At 45.1% G+C, this 16,456-nt stretch carries 16 protein-coding genes; 9 read left to right on the top strand and 7 right to left on the bottom strand.

Annotation, left to right across the window (positions count from 1 at the left end; all coding sequences use genetic code 11):
• Positions 1-42 precede the first annotated feature (42 nt).
• Genes CP943_RS21905 through CP943_RS21895 form a run of 3 tightly spaced genes read left to right on the top strand, consistent with a single transcriptional unit; the run spans position 43 to position 2,447 of the window.
• Positions 43-270 carry a FeoA family protein gene (locus CP943_RS21905; RefSeq protein WP_020453562.1) on the top strand — a complete coding sequence of 76 codons (228 nt, stop codon included), beginning with the start codon at positions 43-45 and terminating at the stop codon, positions 268-270.
• On the top strand, positions 267-2,279 hold the full coding sequence (gene feoB, locus CP943_RS21900; protein ID WP_020453561.1) for a ferrous iron transport protein B: 2,013 nt from the start codon (positions 267-269) through the stop codon (positions 2,277-2,279). The genes CP943_RS21905 and feoB overlap by 4 nt, the downstream gene beginning before the upstream one ends.
• A gap of 15 nt (positions 2,280-2,294) precedes the next feature.
• The gene (locus CP943_RS21895) at positions 2,295-2,447 is read left to right on the top strand and encodes a FeoB-associated Cys-rich membrane protein (RefSeq protein ID WP_026580385.1); all 153 of its coding nucleotides are present in this window, start codon (positions 2,295-2,297) and stop codon (positions 2,445-2,447) included.
• A 24-nt stretch (positions 2,448-2,471) separates the two neighbouring features.
• Here the strand turns inward: CP943_RS21895 and CP943_RS21890 are convergent, their stop codons facing one another.
• Complete coding sequence (locus CP943_RS21890; RefSeq protein WP_101561280.1) at positions 2,472-2,840, bottom strand: VOC family protein; 369 nt, start codon at positions 2,838-2,840, stop codon at positions 2,472-2,474.
• Positions 2,841-3,029: 189 nt separating this feature from the next.
• Here CP943_RS21890 and CP943_RS21885 point away from each other — a divergent pair, with 189 nt between their 5' ends.
• Positions 3,030-3,431: a hypothetical protein gene (locus CP943_RS21885; RefSeq protein WP_026580384.1), complete on the top strand. Its 402-nt coding sequence runs from the start codon at positions 3,030-3,032 to the stop codon at positions 3,429-3,431.
• Between the two features lie 24 nt (positions 3,432-3,455).
• Here the strand turns inward: CP943_RS21885 and CP943_RS21880 are convergent, their stop codons facing one another.
• The gene (locus tag CP943_RS21880; RefSeq protein ID WP_020453558.1) at positions 3,456-4,415 is read right to left on the bottom strand and encodes an iron-hydroxamate ABC transporter substrate-binding protein; all 960 of its coding nucleotides are present in this window, start codon (positions 4,413-4,415) and stop codon (positions 3,456-3,458) included.
• 173 nt (positions 4,416-4,588) lie between these two features.
• On the opposite strand from CP943_RS21880, the gene CP943_RS21875 reads away from it, so the two are divergent.
• From CP943_RS21875 to yidA, 4 genes are all read left to right on the top strand, one after another.
• Positions 4,589-5,050 carry a hypothetical protein gene (locus CP943_RS21875; RefSeq protein WP_020453557.1) on the top strand — a complete coding sequence of 154 codons (462 nt, stop codon included), beginning with the start codon at positions 4,589-4,591 and terminating at the stop codon, positions 5,048-5,050.
• A 147-nt stretch (positions 5,051-5,197) separates the two neighbouring features.
• Positions 5,198-5,848 (top strand): MtnX-like HAD-IB family phosphatase, encoded by a 651-nt coding sequence (locus tag CP943_RS21870; protein ID WP_039073080.1) that lies wholly within the window; start codon positions 5,198-5,200, stop codon positions 5,846-5,848.
• Positions 5,848-6,897, top strand: a complete 1,050-nt coding sequence (locus CP943_RS21865; protein ID WP_105981330.1) for an iron-containing alcohol dehydrogenase family protein — start codon at positions 5,848-5,850, stop codon at positions 6,895-6,897. Before CP943_RS21870 ends, CP943_RS21865 begins: the two co-directional genes overlap by 1 nt.
• Before the next feature lie 155 nt (positions 6,898-7,052).
• A complete protein-coding gene (yidA, locus tag CP943_RS21860; RefSeq protein WP_095323584.1) occupies positions 7,053-7,865 on the top strand; it encodes a sugar-phosphatase in 813 nt (270 codons plus the stop codon).
• 32 nt (positions 7,866-7,897) lie between these two features.
• Here the strand turns inward: yidA and CP943_RS21855 are convergent, their stop codons facing one another.
• Positions 7,898-9,436, bottom strand: coding sequence for an ABC-F family ATP-binding cassette domain-containing protein (locus tag CP943_RS21855; protein WP_105981329.1), 1,539 nt, complete (start codon positions 9,434-9,436; stop codon positions 7,898-7,900).
• Between the two features lie 430 nt (positions 9,437-9,866).
• Between CP943_RS21855 and htpG the strand changes: the two genes are divergently transcribed.
• Positions 9,867-11,747 (top strand): molecular chaperone HtpG, encoded by a 1,881-nt coding sequence (htpG, locus tag CP943_RS21850; RefSeq protein WP_023856871.1) that lies wholly within the window; start codon positions 9,867-9,869, stop codon positions 11,745-11,747.
• 51 nt (positions 11,748-11,798) lie between these two features.
• Here the strand turns inward: htpG and glpT are convergent, their stop codons facing one another.
• The 4 genes from glpT to CP943_RS21830 all read right to left on the bottom strand — a co-directional run bounded on the left by glpT (position 11,799) and on the right by CP943_RS21830 (position 16,100).
• Complete coding sequence (glpT, locus tag CP943_RS21845; protein ID WP_020453551.1) at positions 11,799-13,157, bottom strand: glycerol-3-phosphate transporter; 1,359 nt, start codon at positions 13,155-13,157, stop codon at positions 11,799-11,801.
• A 22-nt stretch (positions 13,158-13,179) separates the two neighbouring features.
• A complete protein-coding gene (locus tag CP943_RS21840) occupies positions 13,180-14,073 on the bottom strand; it encodes a glycerophosphodiester phosphodiesterase (RefSeq protein ID WP_020453550.1) in 894 nt (297 codons plus the stop codon).
• Positions 14,074-14,316: 243 nt separating this feature from the next.
• The gene (locus CP943_RS21835) at positions 14,317-15,252 is read right to left on the bottom strand and encodes an aldo/keto reductase (protein ID WP_011198461.1); all 936 of its coding nucleotides are present in this window, start codon (positions 15,250-15,252) and stop codon (positions 14,317-14,319) included.
• Between the two features lie 83 nt (positions 15,253-15,335).
• Positions 15,336-16,100 (bottom strand): DeoR/GlpR family DNA-binding transcription regulator, encoded by a 765-nt coding sequence (locus tag CP943_RS21830; protein WP_025810534.1) that lies wholly within the window; start codon positions 16,098-16,100, stop codon positions 15,336-15,338.
• Positions 16,101-16,456: the final 356 nt, after the last annotated feature.

Below are 16,456 nucleotides of genomic sequence, written 5' to 3'. Positions count from 1 at the left end.
TATGATAACGATTATCATTTTCATAATGTGGAGGCCTCAACAATGGTTTTAGCTGAATTAAAACAAAAAGAGAGAGCAAGAATCATAGATTTTTCAGAAGTGAATGAACTTGTTCAGCGCAGGCTCATACAGCTCGGGATGAAAGAAGAAGCTGAAATTTGCGTGCAGCGGAAATTGCCGTTTGGCGGACCGTTCATGTTTGAGTCAGGCGGACAGTGCCTCGGCATACGGCTTGAAGAAGCAAAAAAGATCAGGATTGAAAAGCTATGAACAGCCGGCAGATTGCCCTTTTCGGAAATCCGAATACGGGGAAAACGTCATTGTTTAACGCGCTGACAGGCTCCTATGAGTATGTCGGCAACTGGAGTGGGGTGACCGTTGAGAAAAAGGTGGGACTGCTCCGCCATAAACAAGGAATGATGGTCGATCTCCCGGGCGTTTATACATTGAGCCCGCTGTCCCGCGATGAAGGGGTCGTCACTGACTTCCTGCTCAACGAATCATTTTCAGACATATTGAATATTGTCGATGCATCCCAATTAAAGCGGAATTTGCACTTAACTGTGCAACTCCTCGAATTTGGTCATCCGCTCACAATCGGTTTAAATATGATCGATGTCGCAGGACAGCGAGGCGTCTTCATTGATCATCAAAAGTTGTCTGCAGCGCTAGATGTTCCGGTGATTCCTGTGATTGCTCGCAGCGGCAAAGGGTGTGATGAACTGAGCCGGCATTTGCTTCTTGAAAAAGAAAAGAGAACAAAGCCGCTCGTCATCAATTACGGAAGCACAGTAGAAGAAGCGATTGGCAGGATCGAGTCGATCATACCGGAACGTCCCGGCGTTTTAAAACGGTGGATGGCTCTTCAATATTTGGAAGGCAACTCGAAAATGAAAGAGCAGCTGGAAGACGCGGCCGACAGCGAACGGTTAAAGGAAATTTACGAGGAGACAGAAAAACGCCTTCTTCAGGAACAATCCGCAAAATCGCTGCATCAGCATATTTACAATGAGAGAGAACGATGGATTGACCGCATCATGTCATCCTCTGTTGAATATCAGTCAGATCGAAAACAGACGCTGACTGAACGCGTGGATCAGATCGTTACGCATCCGGTGCTTGGCATTCCGATTTTTTTGTTGTTCATGTATCTCATGTTCATGCTGACGTTTGACTGGCTTGGTGTTCCATTGTCTGATACACTGGACGGTTTCATCGGCGGACCGCTGACGGAATGGACGGCTTCGGCACTGTCGGCAATGGGAGCCAGCCCGTTTATCGAGGCGCTCATTCTCGATGGGATCATTGCCGGTGTCGGCGGTGTCCTCGTTTTCGTCCCGCAGATTTTTATTCTGTTTTTCTTCATTTCGGTGCTCGAAGATTCCGGGTACATGGCGCGTGTGGCCATGGTGATGGACCGTCTGATGGAGGCGATCGGTTTAAACGGTAAAGCCTTTATACCGCTGATCATCGGCTTCGGCTGCAATGTTCCGGGCGTCATGGCTGCACGAACTGTAGAGCAGCCTAAGGAAAGACTTTTGACGATTATGCTGACGCCATTTATGTCCTGTTCGGCAAGACTTCCGGTTTATGCTTTGTTTGCAGGGGCTTTTTTTGCGGCTCATCAGGCTTTCGTCGTCCTGACCTTGTATGTGCTGGGCATTGCTGCGGCGCTGGTGCTGGCGAAGTTTTTATCCTCATCCAAGCTCAAAGAAGAAAAGTCGTTTTTCGTGATTGAACTGCCGCCTTATCGTTTGCCTCAAGCGCGTACATTGTGGCGGGCAACATGGGAAAAGGGCAAAGGTTTCGTCCGCAAAGCCGGGACTTACATTTTTGGCGGTTCTGTCCTCATTTGGCTTTTATCGTATACAGGGCCCGGTGGAACGGGCGTTGAGATGGATGACAGCTTTTTAGCAATGATTGGCGGAGTGCTCGCACCGTTGTTGATGCCGCTGGGGTTCGGCACATGGCAGGCAGCGGCATCACTATTAACCGGTTTTCTGGCGAAGGAAGTTGTCGTTGCTTCGATGAGCATCATCTATTTCGTACCTGAAGCCCAGCTGCAAGGCATGATGGCTGAGCAATTTACACCGCTGGCCGCTTACGGATTTATGGCTTTCGTTCTTTTATACGTACCATGCCTCGCGACAGTCGCGGTGATTAAAAAAGAAACAAACTCGAAAAAGTGGATGTTCCTGTCCATTGTTTACGGACTGGCCATTGCGTATGCGATCGCGTTCTTGATTTATCAGGGCGGACGATTGCTTGGGTTATCATAGGAAGGATGTGACGGCATGTTGTTTAATATCACGATCGGAGCGCTCATCTTCGGTTATGCGGCATGGACGCTTATTAAATTTGTCAGACGAAGCCGGAAAGGAAAATGCGCCGCCTGTGAATTAAATCGTACGTGTCAATCGGCTTGTGATGATGTGAAAAACAGCTGAGGTGCTCAGCTGTTTTTTTGTTTTTTAGACTTGCATTTCACTCATCAAAGCGAGGGTATTTCCTTCGGTATCTTTAAAGAAGGCCATCCAGGTTTCCGTTTGCTCGATTTTCGCCGCCACATGCGGCTCTATTGGAAAAGAAACGCCTTTTGTAGCGATTTCATTATATACTGCCGGCAAATCTTCAACTTGAAAATAGATGACGGAGCTTGCATGAGCAAATTCATCTTTTTCCGGGAGACTGAGAAGAAGCCGCAACCCGCCGCACTCAAAGAAAGCCATACGATCTGTCTGAAATAAAAGGGACAAGCCTAATACATCCTGATAAAATGCCACAGCCCGTTCCAGGTCTTGAACCGGTACCCCAATTTGTCCAACCTTTTTGATTCCCATCATGATCCCTCCCTTTTTTGTCATTATTTTCATTTTACGCAATTGATTCCAAAATATCTATTTTTCGCTGTGTTTTTTGTTTCACGTGAAACAGCGGGGGGCATGCGTGTTAAATCATTGTTTTCATGGATGTTTATTAACATGGTTTCTGTTGGTTTAAATGGAAATAGTAGAGAGGAGGCGAACGTAATGAGTGAAAATCAAAAGGCTGAGCAGGAAAGAAAAGTTGGATATGAAGGGTTTGTGCTTCTTCTTTCACTCATCTTTATTTCCATCTTTATCACGACCTCATACGAGATACCGAGCAATCTGTTACTGATCATTCTTTTTTTCATTGGCAGCGGCTATTATTCTATTAGGCTTGTGAGCAAAGGTCTGTTGAGAAAAAAGAGGGGACTTGGCTTTAAAGCCGGGTTGTTTGCCTTTGTCGTTTGGATGGCATTATCTTTTCTGTTTCATGACATTTCTTATCCATTTACTTTGGAAGGGTTATCATTTCAAATATTGATGTTTTTTCTTTTCTACATTCCTTTCTTTTTTATCTTTCAATTTGCTTTTAAGATTTCAAACATTCAAGAAAGAAAACAATAAAAAAAGCTGGAAATTCCAGCTTTTTTACTTATTCTCTTTCTCACGCTTCACCAGCATTTCCGTAATCAAATCAACCTGTTTGCTGACAGAGATCGGATCGTATGGGTAGAACGTGTCAAAGTCGTTGATAAAGACACGATTGTTTTTGACGGCGTCAAGGTTTTTCCAAATGGAAGACTGCTTGAGCTTGTCCAGCGTCTTGCTGTCGCCGTTCGGGTTATAGTCTGTTACAAACATGTAGTCGGCAGCATATTCAGGTACGACTTCCAAGGATAGTTCTTTGATGTCGCCTTTTTTGAAGATGTCCTTTTGAATCTTTTCAGGCGCTTTTAAGCCGAGCGCGTTGTACACGGCTTGGCCTCCGCGGCCGCCGTTGTCATTGAACACCCAGAATTGTCCTTTTTCTGTGTTTTCATAAATACCGAAAGTAGCCTTTTTGTCGACGACTTGAGCGATTTTTTTCCTTGCTGATTTCGATTTCTGTTCGAAATCGGCGAGGAATTGTTCAGCTTCTTCTTTAGCTCCTGCAATGTCGCCAAACATCTTAACGGTTTCCTGAACATTTTTCGCCGTATTATAAGGAATCACAACGGTCGGTGCGATTTTGGACAGTTTGTCGTAATTTTCATCGTTCATGACAACAATTAAATCAGGCTTCAGTTTCATGACTTTTTCCACATTAATTGGGTCGCCTAAATCTGTCACATCTTTCATGCGGTCTTTTAAAAACGGATTGGAGAAAGACCACGAGCCGGAGCCGACGACATTGGCGCCGACCGTGAACAGTTCACCGGCATAAAAGTCTGTCACGATGCGCTTTGGATGTGTTGGAATGTCTACTTTTCCACGCGTTGATTGATATGTTCTTGTCGTTTCTTCAGCCGCTTTTTCTTTGTTGCCGTTTGACGCATTGCCGCTTCCGCAGGCGCTGACCACGATACACAACAGCATAACTAAACCGATTATCAATAAGTTCTTTTTCACTTGACCCTCCTGTTGATATAAAGCATATGAAATTATCTAAGTGATAATGATTCGCATTATCAATGTAAATATAGCAAATGAATCCCTCTTTCGTCTATCACTTTTTTTGCTAAGTATGATTAGTGCTGTTTTGGTTAATTTGTTACTATAAACAGAAAAAGGATTGATGAAGTATGGCAGAAACGAACCCGGTGATCAAAAAACTGCAGTTCAAGGATAATGGACAGCCTGTACTGATCGTGAATCCGCCAGAGGCATACAGCGGCATCATGGCTGAATTTCAAGGCCATGTCGATCATCAGGCCGAAGCTGACCGGTACGATTTTGTTCAGGTATTCGCAGCGACCAACGCAAAGTTGCAGGCTTTAGCTAAAGAGGCTGAGCGTCATCTGGCGGAAGACGGACTGTTTTGGCTTTGCTACCCGAAAAAATCTTCGAAAGTCTACAAAGGATCGGACTGCAGCCGCGACACAGTAGCCGGACTGCTTGCGGACCAAGGCTATGAACCGGTTCGGCAAATTGCAATAGATGAAGATTGGTCTGCGCTCAGGTTTCGCAAGGCGGAAAACATTAAAACGATGAAGCGCAAATTTGCCGTGACGGAAAAAGGTAAACAGCGTACAGATCAAGAATGATCATATATGTCTCTTTTCAGAGAGGCAGATGATTCAGCTTGTGAACGAAAGTACACAAAAAAGAAATAATATTATGTTCAATGTTTCACAAACTTTTTGTATAATGAATCTAATCTTTTAAAATACCATAGAAAAGAGGTATGCAGTATGAAGAAATGGGCATTTGTATCAGACTTTGATGGGACGATTTCCAAACAGGATTTTTACTGGATGGTCATTGATAAATATTTTCCGGAAGGCCGTGAATTGTTCAAGAAGTGGAAGGCCGGAGAATTAAAAGATATCGAGTTTTTGGGAACCGTTTTTGCTTCAATTCATCAAAGCGAGCAAAAAATCATTGATGACATTCATTCCATACCAATTGATGAATATGTGCCAGACTTCATTCAGCATGTCCAGAAAAACGGCGGCGATTTCTACATTTTAAGCGCCGGCACGGATTATTACATTCATTATATTTTAAAGAAATACGGGATTACAGACGTTGAGGTCTTTTCAAATAAAGGCTTTTTTAAAGAAGACAATGTTCATTTGGACATTGATGAGAATCATTGGCATTACTCTGAGCGCTATGGGATTGATAAATCAAAGGTCATTCAGAAGCTGAAAGAAGAGTACGAGACGATTTATTTTGCAGGTGACAGTGAACCGGATTCCCACCCGGCTAAATTTGCGGATGTAACATTTGCAAAGGATGCGCTCCAGGATTTGCTTCGTCAGCAGGGGGTGCCATTTGTAGCCGTTGAAACATTTGAAGACATTGAACAGTATCTTAAAGAAAAAGGGCGGATCGTCTAATGCCGCGCCAGGTTACCAGCATAGCCATTCCCGCGGTTTTGGACATTAGTGAAGGCGTGCTTGGCCGATTGGATGAGATATTGAGAAAGCATCAGTTTGACAAGGCGATCATGTTTTTTGACGATTTTTCCTATCAGCAGTATGAGCACTCATTAAAAGCCGCCTTTCAACATGTCAAAGTAGAAGCTGTTTTGCTGCCGTCCAACCTGGACATACAGGAGCTTTTGAAGCAGGCATTTTCAATCGGGAATTACGATGTCATCATTGCCATGGGCGGCGGGTATGTTGTCGATTGCGGAAAATACATCGCTTTTTCCAAGCGGACCCCGTTCATCAGCATTCCGACGTCGGCATCCAATGACGGGTTTGCGAGCAGCAATTGCTCGCTTCAAGTCGAAGGAAAAAAAACAACCGTGCCGGCAAGGGTTCCGTATGGAATCATAGCTGATTTGAGTATCATTCAAAAAGCGCCGGAGCACTTTATTTTGGCGGGGATCGGCGATTTGATGTCCAATATTACGGCACTTTATGATTGGGAGTTTGAAGAGCGGCAAGGGGCCAGCGATGTAAATGCGTTTGCGTCGATGCTCAGCAAGAAAGCGGTCAACAGCTTTGTCCGTACACCGATGCAGGATATTAAACAGCCGATCTTTTTAAAAGAGCTTGTCAGCTCTTTGACAATGGGAGGCATCGCCACGGAAATCAGCGGAAACAGCGCGCCGATCAGCGGTTCTGAGCACCTGATTTCCCATGCGTTGGACAAAATTGCGGAAAAACCGCAGATGCACGGCATTCAAGTCGGGGTAGCCACCTACATCATGGCTCATGTACAGGATCATCGGGCTGAGCGGATTGAAAAGGTGTTTACGAGAACAGGCTTTTTTCAATATGTGAAAACGCTGAATCTGAACAAAGATGAGTTTCGCGAAGCGATCAATTTGTCGCACACTGTCAAGCCGAACCGCTATACGTACTTGCATGAAGCCGGCTATCGCGAAAAAGCGCTTCGCATCCTTGATGAAGATCCGATTCTGCAGGAAATATTTTAAGCAGGCCAAACGGCTCGAAAAACGCCTTATTTGCTGTAAGGCGTTTTTTCCGTGGGCATCAGACGAAAATGACGGGGAAAAGCTGTGATACAATAAAGAAGGTATGGGTCATAAGTACGATGTTAGGGCTCGATTCTGATCAGGGAGAGTGTAAAATGTACAAACTAATCGCGATAGATATGGATGGAACATTGTTGAATGATCTTCATGAAGTAACAGAGGAAGTTCGGAATGCCCTGTATGCTGCAAAAAAGCAAGGCGTCAAAATCGTTCTCTGCACGGGCCGTCCTCTCGGCGGTGTAAGCCGCTATCTGGAAGAACTGAATCTAAATGAAGACGGCGATTATGTCATCGCCTATAACGGAGCGCTCGTTCAAAATACGCACACTCAGGAAGTCGTGTCAGAGCTGACGCTGGGCTATCATGATGTAAAATCGTTATATGAGCTTAGCCAAAAGCTTGATACGCCGATGCATTTTTTTGATTCTGCTTATTTATATACGCCAAACCGGGAAATCAGCCCGTATACTGTTCACGAATCATACGTCACCAAAGTGCCGCTCCGGTTTCGGACGATCGAAGAAATCCCGAAAGACCTTCTCGCGCCAAAGGCGATGTACATTGATGAACCGGAAAAGCTGGATCGGACGATCGCAGCAATACCGGAAGACGTCAAGGAACGTTATACAATGGTGAAAAGCTCGCCGTTCTTTTATGAAATTCTTCACCCTGCGGCAAGTAAAGGAAATGCCGTTCAGCAGCTTGCCGACATATTAGGCATCGCGCAAGAAGAAGTGATCTGTATTGGAGACAACGGAAACGACATGTCGATGATCGAATGGGCTGGATGCGGAGTCGCCATGGGGAATGCGATCCCTGAGGTAAAAGCTTCGGCCGATTATGAAACGCGTACGAATAACGAAAACGGCGTTGCTCACGCCATTCATGAGCTTGTATTGTCCAAATGAAAAAGCCGGCCCTTCGAAAGGCCGGCTTTTACCTATTTGCGGCGCCATGCTTCAATCCGCCAAATATGAGTCACCCAGTCTTCATAAAAAGACGGTTCATGGGAAACGAGCAAAATCGTTCCCTTGTAGTCGCAGAGCGCTTGCTTTAACGCACGCTTTGCCGATGTGTCAAGATGGTTTGTCGGTTCATCAAGAACAAGCAGATTGCTGTTTGAAAGCATCAGTTCCGCCAGCCGGACCTTTGCCTGTTCACCGCCGCTTAGCGTAGCAAGGGGCTGGCTGATATGCTTTGGCGTCAAACCGGATATCGCGAGCGTCTGCCTGATGTCTTTTTCCGATAGATCAGGAAAGAACGCCCGCAATTTTTCAAGCGGTGTATGATGAGAAGCCGGACTTTCCTGTCTGAAATAGGCCGCCTGTAAATGCTGTCCTGCTGTGACGGTGCCGCTAAGAGGCTTGAGATCACCGAGCAACGTTTTAATGAGCGTCGATTTTCCGGCGCCGTTTTCTCCGGTAATGGCGATTTTATCGCCCCGTTTTACGGTCAGAGAAAGAGGCTTAAATAATGGAACGGTGTAGCCCGCCTCAAGATTTTCCGTTTTGAGTACGGTCATCGCCGGATTTCGCCCCGTTTTAAATGAAAAGCTGGGGACATAAGAATCTGTCGGTTTTTCGATTCGCTTGATTTTGCTTAATGCTTTCGCCCTGCTTTTGGCCTGCTTCGCCTTTCGGACCCTGTTCCGGTCGATAAACCCCTCTAGCTTTTTAATTTCCCTGTGTTGTTTGGCGTATGCGGCTTCAGCCTGTGCCCTGCTTTGCACATATTCCTTCAGAAAATATTGATAGCTGCCGGAGTACCGTTTGATCGTTTGATGCTCCAGATGGAATGTCACCGTCGTGATCTCATTTAAGAAGTGTTCGTCATGTGAGATCACGAGAAAGGCGTGCTTATAGTTTTTCAAATACCCCGTCAGCCACTCAATATGGGCCGCATCCAAATAGTTGGTCGGCTCATCCAACAGGAGCACATCAGGTTCTTCAAGCAGCAGTTTGGCCAACAGGAGCTTCGTACGCTGCCCGCCGCTTAAAGCCGCGACATCCTGATCAAGCCCGATTTCCGTAAAGCCGAGGCCTTGAGCGGCATCCTCAATTTTCGTTCCGATTTGGTAAAATCCTGAACTCTCCAGTTCGGATTGGAGCTCTCCGTATCTTTTCAAAATGGCCTCCAGATTGTCTTCGGCGTCGGCCATTTTTTCGGCAAGCCGATTCAGTTGCTTTTCGATTTCAAACAGCCGGTCGTACGCTTGCTCCATGTACTGAAGGATGGTTGTGCCTTTCGTCAGCTTGGCATGCTGTTCAAGAAAGCCGGCCCGAATGTTTGGCTGCCATTCAATGTTTCCGTGATCGGGCAGAAGGCTGCCTGTCAAAATCCGCAGCAATGTCGATTTTCCGGCTCCGTTTGCACCGACAAGGCCGGCGTGTTCGCCTTTCAGCAGGCGGAACCCGGCGTCTTGAAAGATAATACGGTCTCCATATATATGGGTCAGATTCGTGACATGAACAATACTCATGGTGATTCTCTCCTTCAGGCTTATTTTTTTTGAAAAAACAAGCCATCAAAAGAGAACAGCGTGAAGCCTCGCTATCCTGTCCGGCAAAAAAAACGGGTAAGGCAAACTACACCTTACCCGCTACATATTTAAAATACAGCAAGAAAGGATGTCAAATCATATCAAACTGTTCCCGAGATGGCTTGTCTAAAAAAGGGCAGACTTCTCCCGTCTTTAAGCCAATTCTCTTTTAAGAACAGTTGATAAGATTTTCATTCCTTTCCACCTCGTTTTGGTCAAATTTACCTTCACCACACATTATATGAAGCGGAGTGCCGGTTGTCAAACCGCTGCCATATGAATTGACATCGTGCAGGCAGTGTGTTATTTAATTTGTGAACAGAATCGAACGATATATGTATATCATATGAGCAAAAGAGGAGAGAGACAGATGGCTAAAAAAGAATTTAAAGCAGAATCCAAGAGATTGCTGGACATCATGATCAACTCGATTTATTCCCAAAAGGAAGTCTTTTTAAGGGAGCTGATATCCAATGCGAGCGATGCCATCGATAAAATCTACTACAAAGCGCTGACAGACGATTCACTGACGTTTAACAAAGATGATTACTACATAAAAATCTCCGCAGACAAAGAAAACAGAACGCTGACGATTGCGGACACCGGGATCGGCATGACGAAAGAAGAGCTTGAAGAACATCTTGGAACCATTGCCAAGAGCGGCTCGCTTGCGTTTAAACAAGAAAACGAATTAAAAGACGGGCACGATATTATCGGCCAGTTCGGCGTCGGTTTCTACGCCGCTTTTATGGTTGCGGACACCGTCACCGTCATGACAAAAGCCCATGGCAGCGATGAAGCGTATCAATGGGAATCAGCGGGGGCCGACGGCTATACGATCGAACCGGCTGCGAAAGAATCAGCGGGAACCGATGTCATTTTGAAGCTGAAAGAAAATACAGACGACGAAAACTATGATGAATACTTGGATGTTCATCGCTTAAAAGCGATCATCAAAACATATTCTGATTTCATCCGCTATCCGATCAAGATGGATGTCACCGTTAACAAGCCGAAAGAAGACGCTGAAAATGAATTTGAAGAAGTTCAGGAAGAACAGACAGTCAACAGCATGGTGCCGATTTGGCGAAAAAACAAAAGCGAACTGAAAGATGAAGATTACGAGGCGTTTTATACGGAAAAGCGTTACGGTTTTGACAAGCCGCTCGCTCACGTCCATACAAGCGTGGACGGCGCAGTGAGATATCATGCGATTTTATTCATCCCTGAAAATATTCCGTTCAACTACTACACGAAGGAATTTGAGAAGGGTCTTGAACTGTATTCGAACGGTGTGCTGATCATGGAAAAGTGTCCGGACCTGCTGCCTGACCACTTCAGCTTTGTCAAAGGAATGGTCGATTCAGAAGACTTATCGCTCAACATTTCGAGGGAGATGCTCCAGCATGACAGGCAGCTGAAGCTGATTGCCAAAAACATCAGCAAAAAAATCAAGAATGAGCTGAAAAGCTTGCTGAAAAATGACAGAGAAAAATACGAGTCTTTTTATCAATCGTTTGGCAGACAGCTTAAATTTGGGGTATACAATGATTTTGGAGCTCATAAAGATATGCTGAAAGACCTGCTGCTTTTCTATTCATCAAAAGAGAAAAAGCTGGTCACCCTTGATGAATATGTATCCAGAATGCCTGAAGATCAAAAATACATTTACTATGCGTCAGGCGACTCGTATGACCGAATTGAAAAGCTTCCTCAAACCGAGCTGGTTTCGGAAAAAGGGTATGAAATCCTTTATTTCACCGAGGACATCGATGAGTTCGCCATCAAAATGCTGGCGAATTATCAAGAAAAAGAATTCAAGTCGGTATCCAGCGGCGACCTCGGAATCGAAAACGATGATGAGCAAAATCAATCAGACGGGGACGACAGCCAATACAAAGACCTTTTTGAAGAGATGAAAAAGACCCTGGATGGAAAAGTGAAAAGCGTAAGGGCGTCAAAACGGCTGAAGACACACTCTGTATGCCTTGCCGCTGACGGAGAAGTCACCATCGAGATGGAGAAAATCTTAAACGCAATGCCTGACAACCAGCACGTAAAGGCTGATAAAGCATTGGAAATCAATACAAATCACGAAGTCTTCAAAACACTGCAGGATGCTTTTGAAAACGACAAAGATAAATTCAAGCTGTACACCGGCATCCTGTACAACCAGGCGCTGCTGATAGAAGGCTTGCCAATCGAAGACCCCGTTGAATTTACGAATGATATATGCAAAGTGATGGCATAAAAATAAAAAAGATACATCTCAGCTTTAGGCGAGATGTATCTTTTTTTGATGTTAATGTTTCACAACTTCCTGTCCCCGCACATTCCATGTCATCGCAAAGATGAGTGCTGCGATTGCACATGAAGCGGTTAAGAGCGTAAAGCCCGCATTCCAGCCGGATGCATCGACGATAACACCCATCAGCGCATTTGCCGTCAAGGTTCCGCCCAGGTATCCGAACAGACCCGTCAATCCTGCAGCCGTACCTGCCGCTTTTTTCGGAACAAAGTCAAGTGCCTGAAGACCGATCAGCATAACTGGACCGTAAATGAGGAATCCGATCGCGATCAATGATGCCATGTCGATCATCGGATTGCCGGCTGGATTGAACCAGTATACAAGCACCGCGATCAAAACACCAACCATAAAGACAAAGCCTGCCGGTCCGCGGCGCCCTTTAAACCATTTGTCAGAGATCCAGCCGCAAAGCAATGTCCCCGGAATCCCCGCCCATTCATACAGAAAATAAGCGACACTTGATTTGCTCATATCAAAGCCTTTTTCTTCGCTTAAATAGGTTGGCGCCCAATCCAGAACGCCGTAGCGGACGAAGTACACGAAAATGTTGGCAAGTGCGATCGCCCACACCCATTTATTATTTAATACATATTTAAAGAGGATTTCTTTCGTTGATAATTCCGTTTCAAATGTTTTCTTCGACTTGCTTGAATAATCGTTGCGGTATTCCTCGATTGGAGGCAGTCCGACAGACTGCGGCGTATCCCGGATCAGCCAGTAAGAAATGACGGCAACGGCGATGGCGACCAAGGCGGGCAAAATAAATACGCCTTCATAGCCTGTAGCAGATCCCGTAATGCCTGAGAAGATGGCGACGCCGGCAACGGCTATAGGCGCCATCAGTCCCCCGCCGACATTGTGGGCGACATTCCATATGGCTGTTTTATTTCCCCTTTCGCTGACGCTGAACCAGTGGACAAGGACGCGTCCTGACGGCGGCCATCCCATGCCTTGGAACCAGCCGTTTAAGAACAGCATGATAAACATAATGGCGATTGATGAGGTGAAGAAAGGAACAAATCCCATCAACAAGCTGATGACAGCGGAAAGGATCAAACCGGCGGGCAGGAACATCCGCGGATTGCTCCGGTCTGATATCGTGGCCATCACGAACTTGCTCAGCCCGTAAGAGATGGATAGAGCGGATAAGGCAAAGCCGAGCGCCGACTTTGAAAATCCCTCTTCGATTAAATAAGGCATGGCAAGCGAGAAATTTTTGCGAATTAAATAGTATGCCGCATAACCGATGAAGATGCCGAGAAAAACTTGCAGTCTGAATTTCTTATATTCCGAATCAATTTGATCGTCCGGCATCCGCTCAATCGGCGGTGCTGGTTTAAACAGTTTTAACATGGTATACCCCTTCTTTATTCATTTACTTCTTTTCACGCAAAACATCGCGCAGCCGGTCCGGAAAGTTGGTGAACATTCCGGTCGCTCCCCAATCGAGCAGCCGCTTCATATCTTCTTTTTCATTCACGGTATAAGGATGGACCAGCATGCCGGTGCTTCGAATTTTTTGCACGTATGCCCGATCAATGCGGTCAAAGTTCATGCCGAGTCCGACGCTGTAAGATTGATATTGTTTTAATTCGGCGTCAGTAATGGCAGCCGGTTTGTCGTACCATAATAATTGCACAAGCGGAATGTTTGGATTAGCGTTATGAATGATTTGTAAGCTTTCAGGACTAAAAGATTGAATGATGACTTTGCTTGAATGAATGTTTGCCCCGGTCAGTTTGTATTGCTTCAGAATGTCCAGGAGCTTTTCTTCCATATGATCATAGTCTTCCGGTGATTTTGTTTCGATATAGTAGCGCGCGCTTCTCCCGAATGTTTGGATGATTTCTTCCAGGGTAGGCACTTTCAGCCCAACGTACTCCGTTTTTGCCCGCTCAGGATATGCTTCGTTAAACCAGGAGCCTGCATCAAGCTGTTTGATTTCTTTCAGCGTATAGTCTTTGACAAAACCCGTACCATTGGTCGTGCGATCCAATGTCTCATCGTGCATGGCGACCAAATGTCCGTCTTTTGTCATTTGAAGATCGATTTCTATGTAATCGCCTTTCATTTTTTGCCCAAGCTTATAAGCCAAAAGCGTATGTTCGGGAGCATGACCCGATGCGCCGCGGTGTGCGACATTTAATAGCTGACTCGGATTGAGCTGCGGCTGGGAATGGCTTGCGGCCTCCGCATGCCCGCTGAGTCCAAAACCGGCGGCAACGATTGCAGCTGTTATAAGGAAGATGCTGCGGACAAGTTTTTTCATCAAATGATTTCCCCTTTCAAGTCGGTATGCAAAATGTTGGTTTCCGGTTTTATTCGCCTCCTTATGTGACGAATAAAAAGAGAGATCCACAAAAAAACCCCTGGCACAAGAGGGCCTTATTGTGAATCTCCCATTCTCCGTCACTTGTATTAACTTCTTTCCTATCATACCAAAAATGGAAGCGCTGTCAATATGATTTTAAAAATAAAGAAACCTATCTTTTAAGATAGGTTTCCTGATTATTTAGCGGGCGAACAGCCGGTCGATGAAATCAATGTCCTCTTGAGACAGATTGACTTCTGCCGTTTTGAGATTGTCGATCAGCTGATCAGCGCGTTTGGCGCCCGGGATCAACACATCGATTTCAGGTCTTGCCAAGTACCAGGCCAACACGATATGGGCGATGTCAACATTGTGTTTTTCCGCGATCGGCGCAAGCTGGTTCACTTTTCTAATGTTTTCTTTGAAGCGTTCGCCTTGGAAGTTTTCCATTTCTCTTCTCAGGTCGCCTTCCGGGAACGTTGTATCTTCGCTGTATTTTCCGGCGAGCAATCCGGAGACAAGCGGGAAGTAAGGAACAAATGAGATGTTATGCTCCTGTGTATACGGGAAGAATGTCGTCTCAGCTTCCCTGTTCAGCAAGTTGTATTCGCCTTGGAGCACATCCACCAATCCGTCTTTGTTCGCTTCTTTCAGCTGCTCAAGCGAAAAGTTGGATACCCCGATCGCTCTGATTTTGCCTTCCTGCTTCAGTTCATGGAGCGCTTGAACCGCTTCGTCTTTCGGCGTGTTCTCATCAGGGAAATGGATATAGAAAAGGTCGATGTAGTCAGTTTGCAGACGCTTCAGACTTTCTTCAACGGACTTTTTCAAAAATGCAGGGGAGTTGTCAAAGACAAAATCGTCGCCTTCTTTCTTATGGGCGGCTTTTGTCGCAATCACGACATCCTCGCGGTTGAATTCTTTGAGGACTTCGCCGATTAATTCTTCGGAACGGCCGATGCCGTATATGTAGGCGGTATCTAAAAATGTGACGCCGTTTCTGATCGCTTCCCGCACCAATTCTTTTCCCGTTTCTTCATTGAGATTCGGATAAAGGTTATGTCCTCCGACGGCATTGGTTCCCAAACCAATCGGGAATACGTGCAAATCTGATTTGCCAACTTTAACTTTTTTCATTGGATTCCCCTCCTGAAATGATATGTTGATCAATAAACTTGGCCGGCCGTTTGGATACAGCCGGTCAAGGGTGTCCACTTCAACTATACATGTTTTGCCAAATGGATTTCAATGTTGCGCTCTTTACAGTACTCGTGATATTCCTCATCCAGCGCCTGAGATGTGACGATCGCGTGCAATCTGTCAAACGGCGCGTACGTCAGCAAGGTCGACTTCCCGAATTTGGAATGGTCGGCCAGCAAGTATACTTGTTTTGCTTTTTCGGATATTTTCTTTTTAATTTCATATTCGAGCAGATCGGAGTTTGTCAGTCCATGGGTAAGTGTTGCTCCTGTTGCCGACATGAAAGCTTTATTAATATTATATTTATCCAATGTTCCCGGATCATCCATGCCGACGAAGGACTGCGTTTTCCGTTTGTAGTTGCTGCCGATGATGATCAAGTTTATATTTTGCATCGCGGCAGCAGCGTTGATAATGTCGAGGCTGTTCGTTAAAACGGTTACATTTTTATTTGGATCAAGAGTTTCCAATATGGATTGGGTCGTTGTGCCGGAATCGATAAAGATCAGGTCATGGTCTTCAATAAAGCGTGAAGCGTAGTGCGCGATTTTCATCTTGGCATCCTTGTTTTGAATGGTTCTGTTTTCAAATGGGATTAAGGCCGTTTTTTCGATCGCCGTTACGCCGCCGTAGACTTTTTTTATGACTCCTTTCTCGGTCAGCTTGTTAATGTCGCGTCTGACCGTGTTTTTGGAAACATTAAAGACCTGGCAAAGCTCATCAAGTGAAACGGTGCCATTGGTCAAAATATATTCTTCCATTTCTTTGATCCGCATTAACTTCATACCAAGTATCTCCTTCTAGTATATTTGGATAAATATATATAATAAACCCAAAAGTTAACCAATAATTGCTTAAAAAATGATAACATTGGTGGCTATTTTTTGCAAGATTTGTCCTGTTTCTTTTTATTATACAATGTTTTTCTAAATCATTTTAAGGTTTTCTATAAATCTTACAAAAGAAAAATTTAATGATTTTGATTGACTTATGGGTAAGACCGGATTAGAATATAACCAAGAAGTGACCAAAACGTGATAAAGTTGAGAAATTTCTGAGTGTAAACGTTTTATTGCGTTGCGGTTCTTTTGATAAAATCATCGTTCTATTCATTAATTTCTTTTGTAAGCGTTTAATTCCT

The organism is Bacillus paralicheniformis (assembly GCF_002993925.1).
GTDB lineage: Bacteria > Bacillota > Bacilli > Bacillales > Bacillaceae > Bacillus > Bacillus paralicheniformis.
The sequence above is the reverse complement of the archived record's forward strand: the minus strand, read 5'-3'. Positions and strand labels throughout refer to the sequence as shown.

Bases quoted from the DNA above. Each gene is read 5' to 3' on its own strand.
- CP943_RS21895 (WP_026580385.1), top strand. From the start codon at position 2,295: ATGTTGTTTAATATCACGATCGGAGCGCTCATCTTCGGTTATGCGGCA.
- CP943_RS21885 (WP_026580384.1), top strand. From the start codon at position 3,030: ATGAGTGAAAATCAAAAGGCTGAGCAGGAAAGAAAAGTTGGATATGAA.
- CP943_RS21830 (WP_025810534.1), bottom strand. From the start codon at position 16,100: ATGAAGTTAATGCGGATCAAAGAAATGGAAGAATATATTTTGACCAAT.
- CP943_RS21870 (WP_039073080.1), top strand. From the start codon at position 5,198: ATGAAGAAATGGGCATTTGTATCAGACTTTGATGGGACGATTTCCAAA.
- glpT (WP_020453551.1), bottom strand. From the start codon at position 13,157: ATGTTAAAACTGTTTAAACCAGCACCGCCGATTGAGCGGATGCCGGAC.
- CP943_RS21890 (WP_101561280.1), bottom strand. From the start codon at position 2,840: ATGGGAATCAAAAAGGTTGGACAAATTGGGGTACCGGTTCAAGACCTG.
- CP943_RS21835 (WP_011198461.1), bottom strand. From the start codon at position 15,252: ATGAAAAAAGTTAAAGTTGGCAAATCAGATTTGCACGTATTCCCGATT.
- CP943_RS21905 (WP_020453562.1), top strand. From the start codon at position 43: ATGGTTTTAGCTGAATTAAAACAAAAAGAGAGAGCAAGAATCATAGAT.
- CP943_RS21855 (WP_105981329.1), bottom strand. From the start codon at position 9,436: ATGAGTATTGTTCATGTCACGAATCTGACCCATATATATGGAGACCGT.
- yidA (WP_095323584.1), top strand. From the start codon at position 7,053: ATGTACAAACTAATCGCGATAGATATGGATGGAACATTGTTGAATGAT.
- htpG (WP_023856871.1), top strand. From the start codon at position 9,867: ATGGCTAAAAAAGAATTTAAAGCAGAATCCAAGAGATTGCTGGACATC.
- CP943_RS21875 (WP_020453557.1), top strand. From the start codon at position 4,589: ATGGCAGAAACGAACCCGGTGATCAAAAAACTGCAGTTCAAGGATAAT.
- feoB (WP_020453561.1), top strand. From the start codon at position 267: ATGAACAGCCGGCAGATTGCCCTTTTCGGAAATCCGAATACGGGGAAA.
- CP943_RS21865 (WP_105981330.1), top strand. From the start codon at position 5,848: ATGCCGCGCCAGGTTACCAGCATAGCCATTCCCGCGGTTTTGGACATT.
- CP943_RS21840 (WP_020453550.1), bottom strand. From the start codon at position 14,073: ATGAAAAAACTTGTCCGCAGCATCTTCCTTATAACAGCTGCAATCGTT.